At 65.3% G+C, this 18,295-nt stretch carries 16 protein-coding genes; 6 read left to right on the plus strand and 10 right to left on the minus strand.

The window, feature by feature from the left end; translation table 11 throughout:
* Positions 1-75: 75 nt before the first annotated feature.
* The 3 genes from J3S28_RS24560 to J3S28_RS24570 all read left to right on the plus strand — a co-directional run bounded on the left by J3S28_RS24560 (position 76) and on the right by J3S28_RS24570 (position 3,121).
* The gene (locus J3S28_RS24560) at positions 76-792 is read left to right on the plus strand and encodes an ABC transporter ATP-binding protein (protein ID WP_207843586.1); all 717 of its coding nucleotides are present in this window, start codon (positions 76-78) and stop codon (positions 790-792) included.
* A complete protein-coding gene (locus tag J3S28_RS24565) occupies positions 792-1,547 on the plus strand; it encodes an ABC transporter permease (RefSeq protein WP_207843587.1) in 756 nt (251 codons plus the stop codon). Before J3S28_RS24560 ends, J3S28_RS24565 begins: the two co-directional genes overlap by 1 nt.
* Before the next feature lie 143 nt (positions 1,548-1,690).
* Complete coding sequence (locus tag J3S28_RS24570) at positions 1,691-3,121, plus strand: MFS transporter (protein ID WP_307797405.1); 1,431 nt, start codon at positions 1,691-1,693, stop codon at positions 3,119-3,121.
* Here the strand turns inward: J3S28_RS24570 and pheT are convergent.
* From pheT to infC, 6 genes are all read right to left on the minus strand, one after another.
* Complete coding sequence (pheT, locus tag J3S28_RS24575; protein ID WP_207843589.1) at positions 3,106-5,583, minus strand: phenylalanine--tRNA ligase subunit beta; 2,478 nt, start codon at positions 5,581-5,583, stop codon at positions 3,106-3,108. The two genes, J3S28_RS24570 and pheT, sit on opposite strands and share 16 nt — an antisense overlap.
* A 51-nt stretch (positions 5,584-5,634) precedes the next feature.
* Positions 5,635-6,666: a phenylalanine--tRNA ligase subunit alpha gene (locus tag J3S28_RS24580; protein WP_207843590.1), complete on the minus strand. Its 1,032-nt coding sequence runs from the start codon at positions 6,664-6,666 to the stop codon at positions 5,635-5,637.
* Positions 6,667-6,714: 48 nt separating this feature from the next.
* Positions 6,715-7,554: a TrmH family RNA methyltransferase gene (locus tag J3S28_RS24585; protein ID WP_307797421.1), complete on the minus strand. Its 840-nt coding sequence runs from the start codon at positions 7,552-7,554 to the stop codon at positions 6,715-6,717.
* A 17-nt stretch (positions 7,555-7,571) separates the two neighbouring features.
* Positions 7,572-7,952 (minus strand): 50S ribosomal protein L20, encoded by a 381-nt coding sequence (gene rplT, locus J3S28_RS24590; protein ID WP_084835833.1) that lies wholly within the window; start codon positions 7,950-7,952, stop codon positions 7,572-7,574.
* Positions 7,953-8,020: 68 nt separating this feature from the next.
* Positions 8,021-8,215, minus strand: a complete 195-nt coding sequence (rpmI, locus tag J3S28_RS24595) for a 50S ribosomal protein L35 (protein ID WP_207843591.1) — start codon at positions 8,213-8,215, stop codon at positions 8,021-8,023.
* A 37-nt stretch (positions 8,216-8,252) separates the two neighbouring features.
* A complete protein-coding gene (gene infC, locus J3S28_RS24600; RefSeq protein ID WP_207843711.1) occupies positions 8,253-8,888 on the minus strand; it encodes a translation initiation factor IF-3 in 636 nt (211 codons plus the stop codon).
* 355 nt (positions 8,889-9,243) lie between these two features.
* On the opposite strand from infC, the gene J3S28_RS24605 reads away from it, so the two are divergent.
* A complete protein-coding gene (locus J3S28_RS24605) occupies positions 9,244-9,588 on the plus strand; it encodes a DUF1844 domain-containing protein (protein WP_084892197.1) in 345 nt (114 codons plus the stop codon).
* 78 nt (positions 9,589-9,666) lie between these two features.
* On the opposite strand, the gene ilvD is transcribed toward J3S28_RS24605, so the two are convergent.
* The 3 genes from ilvD to J3S28_RS24620 form a co-directional block, all read right to left on the minus strand.
* Positions 9,667-11,355: a dihydroxy-acid dehydratase gene (gene ilvD / locus J3S28_RS24610; protein ID WP_207843592.1), complete on the minus strand. Its 1,689-nt coding sequence runs from the start codon at positions 11,353-11,355 to the stop codon at positions 9,667-9,669.
* Positions 11,356-11,395: 40 nt separating this feature from the next.
* Entirely contained in the window at positions 11,396-14,350 is a 2,955-nt protein-coding gene (gene uvrA / locus J3S28_RS24615; protein WP_207843593.1) for an excinuclease ABC subunit UvrA, read from the minus strand.
* A 373-nt stretch (positions 14,351-14,723) separates the two neighbouring features.
* A complete protein-coding gene (locus J3S28_RS24620) occupies positions 14,724-16,031 on the minus strand; it encodes an MFS transporter (RefSeq protein WP_207843594.1) in 1,308 nt (435 codons plus the stop codon).
* A gap of 70 nt (positions 16,032-16,101) precedes the next feature.
* Between J3S28_RS24620 and J3S28_RS24625 the strand changes: the two genes are divergently transcribed.
* Together J3S28_RS24625 and J3S28_RS24630 are read left to right on the plus strand one after the other, a co-directional pair.
* Positions 16,102-17,070: a GlxA family transcriptional regulator gene (locus J3S28_RS24625; RefSeq protein ID WP_207843595.1), complete on the plus strand. Its 969-nt coding sequence runs from the start codon at positions 16,102-16,104 to the stop codon at positions 17,068-17,070.
* 37 nt (positions 17,071-17,107) lie between these two features.
* Positions 17,108-17,782, plus strand: coding sequence for an MBL fold metallo-hydrolase (locus J3S28_RS24630; protein ID WP_207843596.1), 675 nt, complete (start codon positions 17,108-17,110; stop codon positions 17,780-17,782).
* A 3-nt stretch (positions 17,783-17,785) separates the two neighbouring features.
* On the opposite strand, the gene J3S28_RS24635 is transcribed toward J3S28_RS24630, so the two are convergent.
* Positions 17,786-18,223: a hypothetical protein gene (locus tag J3S28_RS24635; RefSeq protein WP_207843597.1), complete on the minus strand. Its 438-nt coding sequence runs from the start codon at positions 18,221-18,223 to the stop codon at positions 17,786-17,788.
* Positions 18,224-18,295: the final 72 nt, after the last annotated feature.

An 18,295-nucleotide genomic window follows, 5' to 3' on the forward strand; every position in this document is an offset into this window, starting at 1 on the left:
CCGGCGAGCTTCGTCGAGGAAGCCAGGCATGTCGAATCCCTGCGGAGTTCGCGTGGTGAGCGGTATGAATGACCGATGACGGCATCTCTGGCGATCGCTGTGGACGCGCTGCGGGTCATCCGTGGTGGGCATCCGGTGTTACACGGGGTGGACATCAAGGTCCCGGCAGGTTCGATCACGGGCCTGTTGGGACCCTCTGGTTGTGGGAAGACCACCTTGATGCGCGCGATCGTCGGCACCCAGCGGATTGATTCCGGGACGGTCACCGTCCTGGACCTGCCTGCCGGGAGTGCCCGGCTACGACGGTCGGTGGGATACGTGACGCAGGCCCCGTCGGTCTACACAGACCTGACCGTCGGACAGAACGTCAGGTACTTCGCAGATCTCTACGGCAACTCCGCCGGCGTCCGCGATGCCCTCGACGCCGTGGGTCTGACCGAACTCGAAGCGCGCAACACCCGCGACCTGTCCGGTGGTCAACGCAGCCGGGTCTCCATCGCCTGCGCTCTCGTCGGCTCGCCAGACCTGCTGATCCTCGACGAGCCGACCGTCGGCCTCGATCCGCTTCTGCGCGAGGATCTCTGGAACAGGTTTCACGACCTCGCCGCGAGCGGGACCACTCTGCTCGTCTCGAGCCACGTGATGGATGAGGCAGACCGGTGCGACAACCTGATCCTCATGCGCGACGGCCTGATCCTCGCGGCGCTCACACCGGCCGAACTCCGCAGCCGGACCGGACAGGACAATTTGGAAAAAGCGTTCCTCCAACTCATCACTGAGGAAGCGGCCTAGTGCACCCCGCGTTGTTCTGGTCGACGACGATCCGGATCCTGCGCCAGCTGCTCGACGACCGCCGCACGGTCGCGATGATCCTGGTCGTTCCGTGTGTCCTGATGGTGTTGCTGTACTTCATGTTCGACTCGCAGCCCGGGCCTCGGCCAGGGACCACGATGTTCGACAAGGTCGGGCTGATCATGCTCGGACTGCTGCCCTTCGTCCTCATGTTCATCACCACGTCCATCGCGATGGTCCGCGAACGCACCTCCGGAACACTCGAACGCCTGCTCACGACACCACTGGGCAAACTCGACCTCCTGGCCGGATATGGCGCGGCGTTCTCGCTAGCCGCCGCCGTGCAGGCAGCGCTCGCGAGCGCACTCGCATTCTGGGTACTCGACCTCGACATCGCGGGCAATCCGGTCTGGGTCGTCCTGATCGCCGTCCTGGCCGCGGTCCTCGGTGTCGCACTGGGCCTGTTCTTCTCCGCCTTCGCCCGAACGGAGTTCCAGGCCGTCCAGTTCATCCCTGTCGTCGTCATCCCGCAGCTACTGCTGTGTGGCCTGTTCGTCGCGCGAGATCAGATGACCAACTGGCTTCAGTGGATCAGCGATGTGCTCCCCTTGACCTACGTCGTCGACGCTCTGCAGGAGGTGGCAGAGCATTCGAACGCTACGAGCACCATGTGGCGAGATCTGGTTGTGGTGGTCGCCTTTTCGATGGTCGCGTTGGTTCTGGGTGCAGCCACGCTGCGTCGCGTCACCCCCTGACACCCTGACACCCTAACGAATGTGAGCTGTCGTTCGTCCGATCGACGGCTCCAAGAAAATGACCAAGAAGACGCCAAGCGGTCTGGCGCAGCGTGAAACTCATGACATCGCATACCCGCCCAAGAACCACATACTCAGCGACGGTGAGACGAGCGACCCTCGTGGTCGTCTGCGTCACCACCGCCATGCTCATGCTCGACATCGCCGTCGTGAACACCGCCCTCCCATCCATCGCCGTCGACCTCGATGCCGGCATGACCAGCCTGCAGTGGGTCGTCGACGCCTACACCCTCGCACTGGCGACCGTGGTCCTGAGCGCAGGCTCGTGGGCTGACCGGCGAGGCCGCAAACATGTCTTTGTCGTCGGACTCATCCTGTTCACCTCGGCATCCGTGGTGTGTGCGATCGCGCCCGACATCGTCACACTGGATGTCGCCCGCGCAATCCAGGGTCTGGGCGGCGCAATCTTGTTCGCGTGTTCGCTGGCGCTGCTCGCCGACGTGTTCGCGCCGGGTAAGGATCGCGCGGGCGCACTGGCTGCCTATGGCGCCACCATAGGCGGCGCATTCGCACTCGGGCCATTGGTCGGCGGCATGCTCACGGAGTGGCTGGACTGGCGGGCGATATTCATCGTCAATCTCCCGATCGGCATTCTCGCGCTGTGGGCGACGATGACGTGGGTACCCGAATCACGTGACCCGAACTTCCGTCGCCTCGACGTAGGCGGGCAAATCTTCGCATCGATCGGCCTCGCGACCCTGGTACTGGCGCTGCTCCGCGGAAACGAGCACGGATGGACCGAGACCGTCACGGTGGCGTCGTTCGCGATCGCAGCAGTGTCGTCGGCGGCCTTCCTGGTCGTCGAGATGCGGGTGACCCAGCCGATGCTTCCCCTCGAGATGTTCCGCAACCGAGCTTTCACCGGTGCTCAGGTCGCCGCCTTCGCGATCTCCGTATCCCTGTTCTCTGTGTTCCTGTACACCACCATCTATCTGCAGAGTGTGCTCGGCATGAGCCCGATCGAGGCGGGCCTGGTGTACCTGCCTGCCACCGCCGCGATGTTCATCGTCGCCGGCGCGACCGCGCAGCTCGGGCAGCGTGTGCCTGCGTGGATTCTGCTCTCCGGTTCGCTGCTGCTCGTCGGGGTCGGGCTCGCGATGACCACGGTGGCAGACGTCGACAGCTCCAAGTGGACCATCCTGCCGGGCATGCTCGTGGCCATGATCGGCGCCGGGATCTTCAACCCCGTGATGAGCGGTCTCGTTCTCGATGCCAGCGCAGCTGAGCACTCCGGGCTCGCGGCCGGCATCAACGATGCGTTCCGGCAGACGGGTATCGCGGTCGGCGTCGCGGCACTCGGTGCTCTGCTACCCGCAGAGTCCGTCTTCTCCGGAATGGACCCGCACGTCTACGTCGCGGGTCTCGACAAAGCGTTGTGGGTCTCCGCCGGGTTGGCCACCATCGGCGCAGTGGTCTCGGCGTTGACGCTGCGCGGTCACCACACCTCAGATGACGACAAGCCCTCGGCCCCCGAGGATCTGGTCAGTTCGACTGAGGGTCAGCCGCGCATCTGAGCACCGACCGCTGACGTCGCCTTGGCCAGGGCGGCGTCGCGGGCGGCCGTGGCCTCGTCCTCGGTGAGGGTACGGTCCGTCGCGCGGAAGCGCAGCGAGAAGGTGAGCGACTTGCGTCCCTGCCCGACCTGGTCGCCGGTGAACACGTCGAAGAGTCCGATGCTCTCGAGCAGGTCCCCGGCGCCTTCACGCAGTGCGGCGCGGACATCCTCGGCGGGCACGTCCGCATCGACGACCACCGCAAGGTCCTGCAACACAGGTGGATACGGCGAAATCCTCGGGGACACGAGCTCGGAGTTCACCGGGATTGCATCGAGATCGATCTCGAGAGCCAGCGATCGCGCAGGCAGATGCGACTTCTCCAGCACCGCCGGGTGCAGCTCACCTGCCCAGCCGACCACGGTGCCGCCGGCGAGGATCTGTGCGCACCGGCCCGGATGCCACGGCACCTCCGCTGCCGACTTCAGAGTCAACTCGACGCCCGCGGCCTGCCCGATGATGGCGACAGCATCGAAGATGTCGGTGGTGTCGGCGGCACGGCCCTTGCCCCACGGCCCGGCCGGTTCCCGCAGTCCGGTGAGGACCGCCGCGACATGCAGTGGTTGCGCCGGCAGCGATTCGACCAACTCAGCGATCTGCTCGGCGGAAGGCCGACGGTCCACAGGCAACTGTGGAACGGGACGGACGTTCCCGCCACCGAGCACCACCTGACCGATCGTGTACATCGACAGATCTCGCTGTCCGCGAGCCAGGTTGCGGCCGACCATCTCGAGCAGTCCAGGCAGCAGAGTGGTGTTCAGCGCCGGCCGGTCGGCCTCGAGTGGGTTCAGGACCGTGACGGCGGCGCGACGCGGATCATCCGCGGGCAGGTTCCAGAGATCGAACACTCCCGCCGGCATGAACGGGTACGGCAGCACCTCGACATATCCCGACAGCGCCAAACTGCGGCCGACGCTACGGCGCCGGATCTGACGCGGAGCCAAACCGCGCCCACCCGGTGCCGTCGGTAGTCGAACGGGAATGTTCTCGTAACCCTCGAGGCGCAGCACCTCTTCGACGAGGTCCGCGCTCTGGCGCAGATCGGGTCGCCAGCTGGGCGGGGTCACCGTCAGCATCTCGCCTGCCGCCTCGACAGCCGCGCCCACCTGGACGAGTCGTTGTTGGGCAACGCCGACCGGATACTCGATGCCGGCAGTTGCCGACGGCGCCTGCTCGGCCATCAGCACCGTCGCGGGTGGAGGTACCGACCCGGCATCGGTGTACGTCGATTCGACGGTGCCCCCGCAGATCTCGACGAGGAGCTGGGCAGCGCGCAGCACTGCTACATCGGTCACCTTCGGGTCGACCACCCGCTCGAACCGTTTGCTCGCCTCGCTCGTCAACCGGTGCCGCTTGGCAGTGCGGAAGACGGCGACCGGATCGAACGTTGCGGCCTCGAGCAACACGTCGGCACTCTGCGCACCGATCTCGGTCGCGGCGCCGCCCATCACACCGGCGAGGGCGATGGGGCCGCTGTCGTCGGTGATGACAACATCTTCGGGGTCCAGCGTGCGCGTGGTGTCGTCGAGGGTGGTGAGCTGCTCCCCCGGGTTCGCGCGCCGAACCCGGATGTCGCCGGAGATCTTGCCCGCGTCGAACGCGTGCAGCGGCTGACCCAGTTCCAGCATGACGTAGTTGGTGATGTCGACTGCTGCCGAGATGGGCCGCACGCCGGAGAGCATGAGCCGCTTGGCCATCCACCACGGGCTCGGAGCCGTCGGATCGATCCCGCGAACCACCAGGGCGCAGTACCGGGTGGCGCCTGATTCGGGGTCGAGGTGCACGGGCCAGCCAGATTCTCCGACGCTGGTCCGGATCGACGGCGCGGTGGCCGGATCGACAAACGGCAGATCGAAGCTACAGGCGAGTTCACGCGAGAGGCCGCGTGCGGAGAATGCATAACCCCGGTCGGGCGTGACGTTGACGTCGATGATCGTGTCATCGAGGCCGAGTACCTCGCGGGCGTCGGTACCGGGTGCGGCGATCTCGGGGGGCAGGACCAGGATCCCGCTGTGGTCATTGCCGATTCCCATCTCCGACACCGAACAGATCATGCCGTCGGAGGTCTTGCCGTAAGTCGTGCGCGCAGCGATCGCGAAGTCGCCGGGCAGCACACTGCCGGGCAGCGCTGCGACGATCAAGTCGCCCTCGGCGAAGTTCTGGGCACCGCAGACGATCCCACGCGGCTCGGATTCGCCGACGTCGACCTGACAGAACCGGATCGGCTTCTTGAACTCGGTGAGCTGCTCGATGTGCTCGACTCTGCCGATGACCAGCGGTCCGGTGATGACCGGCAACGGCGTGATCTCTTCGATCTCGAAACCGACTCGCACGAAGGCATCGTCGATCTCTGCCGACGGCCTCGTCCACCCGGGAGTGCCATGTTGCAGGATCTCGGTCAGCCACGACTGCGCTAGTTGCACTGGAAACTCAGCTCTTTCGTTTGTTCTGCGGGCTCTGGCTTGGCGGGGCGCTCAGGCACCGGGGCCGAAAGGCACGGTGAAGCGGATGTCGCCCTCGACCATGTCGCGCATGTCTGGCAGGTCGTTGCGGAACTGCAGGGTCCGCTCCAGACCCATCCCGAAAGCAAATCCGGAATAAATTTCGGGGTCGATACCGCTGGCCCGCAACACATTTGGATGGACCATGCCGCAGCCACCCCACTCGACCCAGCCCGCGCCACCCTTCTTGCCGGTGAACCAGACGTCGACCTCGGCCGAGGGTTCGGTGAACGGGAAATAGCTGGGCCGCATCCGCGTCACCGTCTCCGGCCCGAACAATGCTTTTGCGAAGTGGTCGAGCGTGCCGCGAAGATGCGCCATCGTCAGGCCCTTGTCGACCGCAAGCCCCTCGACCTGATGGAAGACCGGCGTGTGGGTGGCATCGAGTTCGTCGGTCCGGAACGTCCGCCCCGGACATGCGACGTAGATCGGCAGCTCCCGCGACAGCATCGCCCGCACCTGCACCGGTGAGGTGTGCGTGCGAAGGACCTGACGCGACTCGGGCGGCGCGATGTAGAACGTGTCCTGCATCGACCGAGCGGGATGATCCGGCAGGAAGTTCAGTGCATCGAAGTTGAAGTGCTCGGTCTCGACCTCGGGACCCTCGGCGATCTCCCAGCCCATGCCGACGAACACATCGGCGACCTGGTCCCCGATCACGGTGATCGGGTGGCGGGCACCGAGCGGTCGACGCGTGCTGGGCAGTGTGACATCGATCGCTTCGGCGATCAGGACCGCGGCGTCACGCTCAGCTGTCAGCGCAGCGAGTCGCTCCTCATACGCCTTCTGCACGCGGCCGCGAGCAACGTTGACGAGCTTGCCGACCTCGGCCTTCTTCTCCTTCGGTAGTGAACCGAGCTCGCGACGGGCCAGTGCGATAGGCGACTTGTCACCCTGGTGCTCGGTCTTCGCGATTGCGAGGTCCGGAAGGGTCGCGGCGTCCGAAAATGCCGCGACAGCAGCATCAACTGCACTCGCCAGTGTCTGTTCGTCGACGTCGGCCACGGCTGCGGCAACTCCCTAAGGTAGGTGACTTCTGGGCTGAAGTACGGGTCAGTGGGTCGGTTTCGATCCGGTTCGAGGGTAGTCGACCCGGCTCCGGGCATCGGCGCTGGCATAGAGGCAGATCGCTGCCGCCGCGGCCAGGTTCAGACTCTCCGCACGGCCGTGGATCGGTATGGAGATCCGGTGGTCGGCACGGGCCAATACCTCCGGCGACAGGCCGTGCGCCTCGTTCCCGAACAGCCAGGCCGTCGGGCCGGAGAGCACTTCAGCGGCGTCAGGCAGACTCAGCTCCCCATCACCCGCGGTCGCGCAGATCGCCACCCCGGCTGCACTCAGCGCCGAGAGCACCTCATCGGTGTCTCGTTCCCGGGCTATCGGGATGTGGAACACGCTGCCTGCGGTGGACCGGACGCACTTGCCGTTGTGGGGGTCGACGCTGTCCCCGGCGAGGATGACCGCATCGGCCCCCATGGCGTCGGCTGTCCTGATCAGAGTCCCGGCATTGCCGGGGTCGGTCATCTCGACGGGAACGGCCAGCAGTTGCGGCGCGCTCTGGAGCACCGACGTCATCGACACATCGAGCAGATCGCAGACCACGAAAAGACCCGCGCTCGTGATCGTCTCGGCGAGTTTGCCGGCGGCCCCGTCGGAGATCCGCACGACCTCGACCCCACCGTCTGCGGCGGACGCGATGAGGTCCGGATACCGATAGAGCGCGTCGTCGGTGGCGAGCAGCACTGCCGCGCGCCGGGTGGCAAGCGCCGACTCGACGGCGTTGGCCCCCTCGGCCAGGAACGCCCCGGCCTTACGACGACCAGCGGACCGGTGCAGCTTGGCAAACGAAACAACCCGCGCCGAACGTTCGGTGAGAACGTCCGGCGCGGGGATGTTTATGGCGGGCTCGATCAGGCGGCCGGAGCGTTGACGTCCGAAGGCAGGGCCTTCTTGGCAACAGCAACCAGACCCGTGAAGGCCTCGGGATCACTCACAGCGATCTCGGCGAGGATCTTGCGGTCGACCTCGACACCAGCGATCTTCAGACCCTGGATGAAGCGGTTGTAGGTGATGTCGTTGGCCCGGGCCGCAGCGTTGATCCGCGAGATCCACAGCTTGCGGAACTCACCCTTGCGGGCGCGGCGGTCACGGTAGGCGTAGGTCAGCGAGTGGAGCTGCTGCTCTTTGGCCTTGCGGTAGAGCCGCGAACGCTGTCCGCGGTAACCCTTGGAAGCCTCCAGGGTTGAACGACGCTTCTTCTGGGCGTTCACTGCCCTTTTTACGCGTGCCATAGCTTGATTTACCTCTTAGTAATTGGCCACCGGGAACCGGCAGCGGGGTGGTCTGGTTCGAAGCGCAATCAGATGTTCAGCAACCGCTTGATGCGGGGAACATCGTTCTCGGAAACGACGACGGTGCCATCGAGTCGACGGGTTCGCTTGGTGGGCTTGTGCTCCATCAAGTGGCGACGATTCGCCCGCTGGCGAACGATCTTGCCGCTGCCGGTCACCTTGAAACGCTTCGCGGTTCCCTTGTGGGTTTTGCTCTTGGGCATGGAAATGCCTTCCTGTGTCGTCGACCTGTGAGTGCGATCAGCTCGTGGGAGCGGCCGGGGCCGTTCCTGAGTCTGGCTTCGCTTCGCCGGCCGGGCCCGCTGCGGGGCGCGGATGTGCCTCTTGCGGGGGGTGGGTTTTCTGGGCTTGTGCTTTGGTCTTGGCACCCTTGTGCGGGGCCAGGACCATCGTCATGTTGCGGCCGTCTTGCTTGGCGGAGGTCTCGACGAAGCCGAAGTCTCCGACGTCGGCGCCGAGGCGCTGCAACAGTCGGTAACCGAGCTCAGGTCGCGACTGCTCGCGTCCGCGGAACATGATCGTCACCTTGACCTTCGACCCTGCTTCGAGGAAGCGGATGACGTGACCCTTTTTGGTCTCGTAATCGTGGTCGTCGATCTTCGGGCGGAGCTTCTGCTCTTTGATGACGGTCATCTGCTGGTTGCGACGCGATTCGCGCTGCTTCTGTGCCGCCTCGTATTTGAACTTGCCGTAGTCCATGATCTTGCAGACCGGTGGGCGGGCGTTCGGGGCAACCTCGACCAGATCGAGATCGGCCTCGATTGCCAAGCGCAGGGCATCTTCTACGCGGACGATGCCGACCTGCTCCGAGTTGGGTCCGACAAGACGGACCTCAGGTACGCGGATACGCTCATTGATACGAGTCTCAGTGCTGATGGGGCCTCCTCATTTGTGTCCGCGTACGTAGGTGGTTCCTCGTGGCAGACGTTTTCAGTTTGACCGCAGCCGCAACTGGTGAGACAGATCCTCAGCGAAAAGGCCCCGGATCGATGAATGTCATCGACGGGGCCCACACCGACCGGTTCATGTCACCTATCGCATCACAGCGATCAAAGCCTCCAACTCAGAGACCACCGGAGATATTCCGCGGTGCGGCATCTCCGGCGACAAAACCGGACCGTTCAACTGTTCGTTGGTTCTTGCGAACGCACGATGTCGAGCGGTGGGAGTGTGAACTCCACTTGCAACCCCGGCGTGAGCCAGGGCGGTCGTAGGTGAAAGTCTAACAGGCATGACGGAAAACATGAATTCCGAGCCTGACGTGCGTGACCTGGCCGAAATCCCGGCGATCGAGGTGATCACGCGGTCCGCGGTGATGCTGATGAGTGCAGCGGCCGAGAAGCTCGGCCTGTCCGAGGCCGACCCGTCGACGAGCCCCCATCTGGATCTCGACGAGGCGCGCAAACTGATCACCGCGCTCGCCGGGCTGATCCAAGCGTCGGTGTCCGACCTCGGGATCCACGCCTCTGCACTCCGCGACGGACTCAAGAGTCTGCAACTCGCGTTCCGGGAGGCCAGTGCGCACCCGGACGAACCCGGTCAGGGACCCGGCGAAAAGCAGACCGGCCCCGTCTAGCCCGGTTTTGGTGGCTTCTGGCGGAGCCGACCTGGGCTTCTTCTCGCCAAAAGCCACCAAAATCGGAGGGGCCGGGGGTCAGTGGGTGACGGCGCCGACCGACGCCGAGCGGACGAGCTTCGCGTACTTCGAGAGCACACCCCGCTGATACTTGTGGTCGAGCGGCTGCCAGTCCTGCTTTCGCGCCTCGAGTTCGTCGTCGTCGACGAGGAGGTCGAGGGTGCGGCCCGCGATGTCGACGCGGATCGTGTCGCCGTCACGGATGAACGCGACCGGTCCCCCGTCGGAGGCCTCGGGAGCGATGTGGCCGATGCACAGACCGGTCGTGCCACCGGAGAACCGGCCATCGGTGAGGAGCAGGACGTCTTTGCCGAGGCCCGCGCCCTTGATCGCGCCGGTGATGGCCAACATCTCACGCATGCCGGGGCCACCCTTGGGTCCTTCGTAGCGGATGACCACCACGTCGCCCGCCTTGATGACGCCGTCGGCCAGCGCAGCCAACGCACCCTGCTCCCGTTCGAAGACCCGGGCAGGCCCCTCGAAGGTGTCGGCGTCGAAGCCTGCCGACTTGACCACTGCGCCCTGCGGTGCGAGCGAACCGTGCAGGATGGTGATCCCACCGGTCTTGTGGATCGGGTTGTCCAGGGCGCGAATGACTTTGCCGTCGAGTGGGGCGATGTCCATCTCGCCGAGGTTCTCGGCAAGAGTCTTGCCGGTCACGGTCAGCGCGTCGCCGTGGAGAAGGCCGGCATCGAGCAGAGCCTTCATGATCACCGGGATGCCGCCGTATCGGTCGAAGTCGTTCATGACGTAGCGCCCGAACGGCTTGAGATCGCCGAGGTGCGGGGTGCGGTCACCGATCTTGTTGAAGTCGTCGAGATGCAACTCGACCTCGGCCTCGCTCGCGATGGCCAGCAGATGCAGCACTGCGTTGGTCGAGCCGCCGAGGGCCATCGTGATGGTGATGGCGTTCTCCAGCGCAGCCTTGGTGATGATGTCGCGCGTGGTGATGCCCTGGCGGATCAGGTTGACGACGGCTTCGCCGGAGCGATGTGCAAAGGCATCGCGGCGCCGGTCCGCTGCCGGCGGCGACGCCGACCCGGGCAAGCTCATACCCAGCGCTTCCGCGATGGACGCCATCGTGTTGGCGGTGTACATGCCACCGCACGCACCTTCACCCGGACAGATCGCACGTTCGATGCGGCCGAGATCGTCCTCGGACATCTTGCCGGCCCGGCATGCCCCGACGGCCTCGAAAGCGTCGATCAGGGTGACGTCGCGTTCGGACCCGTCGCTGAGCTTGACCCAACCAGGCGCGATGGTGCCGGCGTAGAGGAAAACCGACGCCAGGTCGAGGCGGGCGGCAGCCATGAGCATCCCCGGCAGCGACTTGTCACAACCGGCGAGGAGCACTGATCCGTCGAGGCGCTCGGCCTGCATGACGGTCTCCACCGAGTCCGCGATGACTTCCCGCGACACCAACGAGAAGTGCATCCCCTCGTGACCCATCGAGATTCCGTCGGACACGGAGATGGTTCCGAACTGCAGCGGGTAGCCGAGACCGGCATGAACACCCTCTTTGGCGGCCTGGGCCAACCGGTCGAGCGACAGGTTGCACGGGGTGATCTCGTTCCACGAGCTCCCGATGCCGATCTGGGGCTTGTCCCAGTCTTCGTCGCCCATGCCGACCGCACGGAGCATGCCGCGGCTGGGAGCCGCGGTGATTCCGTCGGTGACCGTGCGACTGCGGGGTTTCATGTCGACCATGTACTGGCTCCTAGAGTTGGTGCGCGGTCCGAGGGCTGACTCAGCTCGCGGCGACTGCTCGCTTACGTCCAGTTTGCTTCGCAACTGTCTTTCGTGCGGGAGCTTTGCGTTTCGCCTTCACGGGTGTCGCGGCCTCGGCGGGCGTGAGGATATCCGCCAGGAAGCGTCCGGTGTGGCTGGCCGGCTCCGCCGCGACGTCTTCGGGGGTGCCTTCGGCGACGACGGTGCCGCCGCCGGATCCACCTTCGGGTCCCATGTCGATGACCCAGTCGGCGGTCTTGATGACGTCGAGGTTGTGCTCGATGACGATCACCGAGTTGCCCTTGTCGACCAGTCCGTTGATCACCTTGAGCAGCTTGCGGATGTCCTCGAAGTGCAGACCCGTCGTCGGCTCGTCCAGGACATACGCCGTGCGTCCGGTCGACCGCTTCTGGAGTTCGGCGGCCAGCTTCACGCGCTGCGCCTCACCACCCGAGAGCGTCGGAGCCGGCTGGCCTAGACGAACGTAACCCAGGCCGACGTCGTTGAGGGTCTTGAGATACCGGTGGATCGAGGTGATGGCCTCGAAGAAGTCGACGGCCTCCTCGATCGGCATGTCCAGGACCTCGGAGATGGTCTTGCCCTTGTAATGGACTTCCAGGGTCTCGCGGTTGTACCGCGCGCCGTGGCACACCTCGCACGGCACGTACACGTCGGGCAAAAAGTTCATCTCGATCTTGATGGTGCCCTCGCCGGTACAGGCCTCGCAGCGGCCGCCCTTGACGTTGAACGAGAACCGGCCCGGTTGGTAACCGCGGACCTTCGCCTCGGTGGTCGCGGCGAACAGGGTGCGGATCTTGTCGAAGACACCGGTGTAGGTGGCCGGGTTGGACCGCGGGGTGCGGCCGATCGGCGACTGGTCGACCCGCACGAGCTTGTCCAGGTTGTCCATACCGTTGATGCGCGTGTGCCGCCCCGGCACCTGGCGCGCACCGTTGAGCTTGTTCGCCATCACCGTGGCGAGGATGTCGTTGACGAGGGTGGACTTGCCCGACCCGGACACACCGGTGACCGCGGTGAGCACACCGAGGGGGAACACCACGTCGATGCCTTGCAGGTTGTGCTCGCGGGCACCGACCACGGTCAACTGCCGCTTGCGGTCGATGGGCCTACGGATCGTGGGGACCTCCAGGAACTCGCGGCCGGACAGATAGGCGCCGGTCAGCGATTCCTCGTTCTTGAGCAGGTCCTCATAGCTTCCGCTGTGCACGACGCGGCCGCCGTGCTCCCCGGCGTAGGGACCGATGTCGACGATCCAGTCCGCCGCACGGATGGTGTCTTCGTCGTGTTCCACGACAATCAGGGTGTTGCCCAGGTTGCGCAACCGGGTGAGGGTGTCGATGAGTCGCCGGTTGTCGCGCTGGTGCAGACCGATCGACGGCTCGTCGAGGACGTAGAGCACCCCGGCCAAACCGGAACCGATCTGGGTGGCGAGGCGGATACGTTGCGCCTCACCGCCCGACAGCGACCCCGCGGCGCGCGAGAGCGACAGGTACTCCAGGCCGACATCGAGCAGGAACGTGATGCGCGACTGCACCTCCTTGAGAACGCGGCCGGCGATGGCCTGCTCACGGGTGCCCAGCTTGAGGTCGGAGAGGTAGTCGGCGCACTCGGACACCGACAGTGCGCAGACCTCCGCGATCGACTTCTCGCCGTAGCGATGGTGGTCGAGCGTGACCGCGAGGATCTCTGGACGCAACCGTGCGCCGGCGCACGCCGGGCACGGGATGTCGCGCATGTAGCCCTCGTAGCGGTCCTTCATCTGTTCGGACTCGGTCTGCTCCATCCGGCGGTGAAGGAACGACATCACACCCTCGAACTCGGTGTAATACGAGCGGGTGCGGCCGTACCGGTTACGGAATCGGACGTGCACCTGGTGCTCGCTGCCGTTCAGGATCGCTTTGCGCGCCTTGAGCGGGAGCTTCTTCCACGGCGTCTTGGTATCGAAACCCATCTCGTCACCGAGACCGGAGAGCAGACGCAGGAAGTAGTCGGCGTTGTGCCCGCCTGACCACGGCGCGATGGCGCCGTCGGCGAGGGAGAGATCGGCGTCGGGGACGACGAGTTCTTCGTCGACCTCTTTGCGGATTCCGAGGCCGTCGCAGTCCGGACAGGCACCGTAGGGCGAGTTGAACGAGAAGGAACGGGGCTCGAGATCATCGATCGCGATCGGATGGCCGTTCGGGCAGGCCATCCGCTCGGAGAAGCGGCGCTCCCGATCCGGGTCGTTCTCTTCCAGATCGACGAAGTCCAGCACCACGACACCGTCGGCGAGGCCGAGTGCGGTCTCGACGGAATCCGTGAGGCGCTGCTTGGCCGAGGCCTTGACCGAGAGCCGGTCGACCACGACCTCGATGTCGTGCTTCTCCTGTTTCTTGAGCTTCGGCGGGTCGGTCAACGGGTAGACGACCCCATCGATCCTGGCTCGCGAGAAACCTTGTGTCTGAAGGGTCCCGAAGAGGTCGACGAACTCGCCCTTGCGGGTCCGGACCACAGGCGCGAGCACCTGGAATTTGATGCCCTGCTCCATCGCGAGCACCTGGTCGACGATCTGCTGAGGGGTCTGCTTCTCGATCGCAGAACCACACTCAGGGCAGTGCGCCTTGCCGGCGCGGGCGTACAGCAGACGCAGGTAGTCGTAGACCTCGGTGATGGTGCCGACCGTCGACCGCGGGTTGCGGTTGGTCGACTTCTGGTCGATGGAGACCGCGGGTGAGAGACCTTCGATGAAGTCGACGTCGGGCTTGTCCATCTGACCAAGGAACTGTCGGGCGTACGCCGACAGGGACTCGACATAGCGGCGCTGGCCCTCGGCGAAGATGGTGTCGAAGGCCAGACTGGATTTTCCTGACCCGGATAGGCCCGTGAAAACGATCAGGCTTTCGCGGGGCAGGTCTACGTCGATGCCACGCAGGTTGTGCTCGCGGGCTCCGCGCACGATGAGGCGATCAGCCACTGTGGTCCTTTTCGGTGTCGAATCAGGTGTTGCCGACTGTCGCTGCTGGGGCTTTCGCTGCGACTCCGTCGGCCTTTGGTGTTTGCCGCAGGCGTACCCGGCAATGCTAGAGGCACCCTCTGACAAGGTACCGGTGGCGGCGGACCCGTCGTACCACCCGCGGGTGGAGACTCCGCTTCGGCGTCTTCCTGACCAGCGAAGACGAACACGATCACGGCCGTGAGCGAGTCAACGGTCACAAAGGGAACCACAGCGACGCCAGGTCCATTCCCCAGTACACGGCCACGCCGATCACCGCCCCACCCCCATCGCGACCGACACGGACATCTGCGTCGTGTCCCGCGACTCCTTCGACCCCGACGACCGCCGGGGCTCAAGTATGCGCCGGGGTCGGTGCCTCCACGCCTTCCGCAGGTGCCGGCCGACGCCGAATGCCGACGCAGAGCAGCGCGGCCACCAGGCACAGGCCCGATGCTGCATAGAACGCCATGTCGTAACCACCGTGCTCGTCCCGCAGATAACCGGCACCGAACGCCGCGACGGCGGCACCGAGCTGGTGGGAAGCGAAGACCCAGCCGAAAACAACGGGCGTGTTGACCCCGAAGTGGTTGCGGCACAGCGCGATCGTTGGGGGCACGGTGGCCACCCAGTCCAGCCCGTAGAAGATGATGAACACCCAGGTGCTCGGCTCCGCGTGCGGCGACAGCAGCACCGGCAAGGCAAGCAACGACACTCCCCTGCCGACGTAATAGACACCGAGCAGCACTCTCGGGTCGACGCGGTCGGTGAGCCACCCCGAGAAGATGGTGCCGACCACGTCGAAGACCCCGATCGTGGCGAGCAGACTCGCAGCCACCGTCGTCGGCATGCCGTGGTCGTGCGCGGCCGGGATGAAGTGGGTTCCGATCAGGCCGTTGGTGGTGGCACCACAGATTGCGAACGAGGCCGCCAACAGCCAGAACACCCGGGTGCGCGCACCCATGACGAGCCCGTCGAACGCCGCACGGAAGCTGCCGCCGACTGCTGTGGGTGCGGTTGCCTGCAGCGGCGCGCCATAGGGGCCGATCCCCTTGTCCGCAGGGTGATCTCGCATGAACACGAGGATCAACGGGACCACCGCCAGAGCCGCAGCGGCAACGACGACCGCTGCGGGACGCCATCCGTGTCCGGTCGTGATCTGGGCGACCAGCGGCAGAAAGATCAGCTGCCCGGTCGCGCTCGCCGCGGTCAGGACACCGGTCACAAGACCTCGACGCTCCACGAACCAACGGGTGGCCACGGTCGCGACGAAACCCATCGAGATCGAACCCGTGCCGATGCCGACGCAGACGCCCCACAGGAGCAGCAGCTGCCAGCTCTCGGTCATGAAGACGCTCAGCGCGGTCCCGACGGCGATCAGCGTCAGTGCTCCCGCGAGGATCGGCCGGACCCCGAACCGATCCATCAAGGCGGCCGAGAACGGCGCCGTGAGCCCGAACAGCGTCATGTTGATCGACATCGCGAGTCCGACGGTCCCGTGCGACCAGCCGAACTCCATGTGCAGTGGATCCATCATCACGCTCGGCACCGACCGGAAACCAGCCGCCGCGAGCAGCGCGACAAAGCTCACCGCAGCAACGATCCACGCCCAATGCAGGCGGGGCCGAGCAGGACTCGCAGACGTTCGACGAACTGATGTCACCGCTCAACTCTGACCGGTTCGGGCTCATGACGCTATTGGCATAAATGACAATATATGTAGAATTACTGCCATGTCGTGGCCACAGCATCGGATCGCGGTCCTCATGCTCGCGCCCGTCGTCGGGTTCGACGCGACCATTCCGTCGATGGTGTTCGGCCAGGCGGAAGACGATGCCGGCAACCCGCTCTACGTCGTGGAGATGATCGGGTTGGACGGCAGCCCGGTGAGCACCCTGTCGGGTTACGACATCGTGCCCGCCCGGGGATCCGACGCACTCGCCGACGCCGACACCGTGATCGTCCCGGGGACACGGATGGAGCAGGTGCGCTTCGACGGGACATTTCCCGATGAGCTGCGTGCGGCGTTCGATTTCATCCGGCCCGGAACCCGCATGGTGTCGATCTGCACGGGCGCCTTCGCGCTCGCAGCTGCGGGCATTCTCGACGACAGACCGGCCACAACCCACTGGGGCAAGGCCGCTGACCTGCGGCGGCTCTATCCCTCGGTGCGACTCGACGAGGACGTCCTGTTCGTCGACGATGGCGACGTGTTGACGTCGGCCGGCCTGGCCGCGGGCATCGACCTCTGTCTCCACATCATCCGTACCGACCACGGGACCAAGATCGCCAACCGGGTGGCCAAGTACTGCGTGGTGCCGCCCTGGCGCGATGGTGGGCAAGCACAGTTCATCGACTCTGCAGTGCCGGACAGTACCGACAACTCGACGTCGGCGACCCGGAGTTGGGCGGCCGAAAACCTCACCGAACCGCTCACGGTGGCGCAGCTTGCCGGGCGCGCGAACATGAGCGTGCGCACGTTCAATCGCCGGTTTCGGGAGGAGACCGGCGACACCCCGGCAATGTGGGTGCGCAAGCAGCGAATGCATCGGGCACGCGAACTGCTCGAGTCCCACGACCTGCCGATCGACGAGGTGGCCAGGCGGTCCGGCCTGGCCACCGGCGCGAACCTACGGCACCAACTGCGCAAGCATCTCGGGATGTCGCCGACGCGATACCGGCGTACTTTCGGTGGCGAGTGAGGCGCACGCCCGAGGCGCACCGGATAGGGTTGTCGCCATGAGCGCAGCGGCCCCGATCTCCGACACCTACACCGGCGACTTCAGCGAATCCGAAGTGCCACAACGCAAGTCCACGCCCAAAGCGACGATCGTCAAGCTGTCCGTCGGCCCGATGGACAACAACGTCTACGTGATCACCGACAAGAGCACCGGCAAGGCATTGCTGATCGATGCCGCGAACGATGCCGACACCCTGATCGAGTTGATCAAGTCCCACGGCAACATCGAGCTGATCTTCACCACGCATTGGCACCCCGACCACTGGATCGCGCTCGAGGAAGTGGTCAAGGCAACCGGGCTGCCCACCGCGGCCGGCCGAATCGACGCCGAACCCATCCAGGTGCACACCGACCGGCTGATCGACGAGGGCGACGTCATCGAAGTCGGCGACCTCCGCCTCGAAGCCATTCACCTCAAAGGCCATACCGATGGCTCGATCGCACTGTTCTTCGACGACGACGTGACCCACCTGTTCACCGGGGACTCACTCTTTCCGGGCGGCGTGGGTAAAACTCAGACGCCCGAGGACTTCGACTCGCTGATCGACCATGTGAAGACAAAGTTGTTCGACCGCTTCGACGACAGCACCGTCGTCTATCCCGGTCACGGCCTGGACACCACGATCGGTGCCGAGCGTCCCCAGCTCGAGGAGTGGCGCGAGCGCCGTTGGTGATTGCTACAGCAGGGTGTCCCACCGCGCCGCACGTAATTGTCCAGCCGTTTGACGCGCCGCGATGAGCCGGGCCAGTCCCCGCACCTCGTCGTCGGTGAAATAGCTGGGGTTCGACATCATGGGCGCGCGTAGTTGCTCACACGCGGCCAGCTCAGGCGTGGCCTGCATCAGCGATCGCGCGATGTGACCGCTGCGCCCCAGACGAATCGCCTGGTAGTGGAGCTTGTCCTGCGGTGCGCCAGTTCCGTTGACGAACTCGGAATCGGCGATGGGTTCCTGCGGCTTCACGCCGGTGACCCATCCGTACTCATAGATGCCGGGGTCCTTCGGGCCGGTGACCCACAACGCGACGAGGTCGCCCTCACGCACCAGGGTGCGGCGCCCCGAGCGGGCACTCAGACACCAACTGTCAGCGAGTGTGACGGTCGACGACACGCCCATCGAAATCATGTTATCGAGCGTCCCGAAGTAGTCGGTTCCGGTTGCCGGATTGCACTTGATGATCCAGCATCC

The organism is Williamsia soli (assembly GCF_017377795.1).
GTDB lineage: Bacteria > Actinomycetota > Actinomycetes > Mycobacteriales > Mycobacteriaceae > Williamsia > Williamsia soli.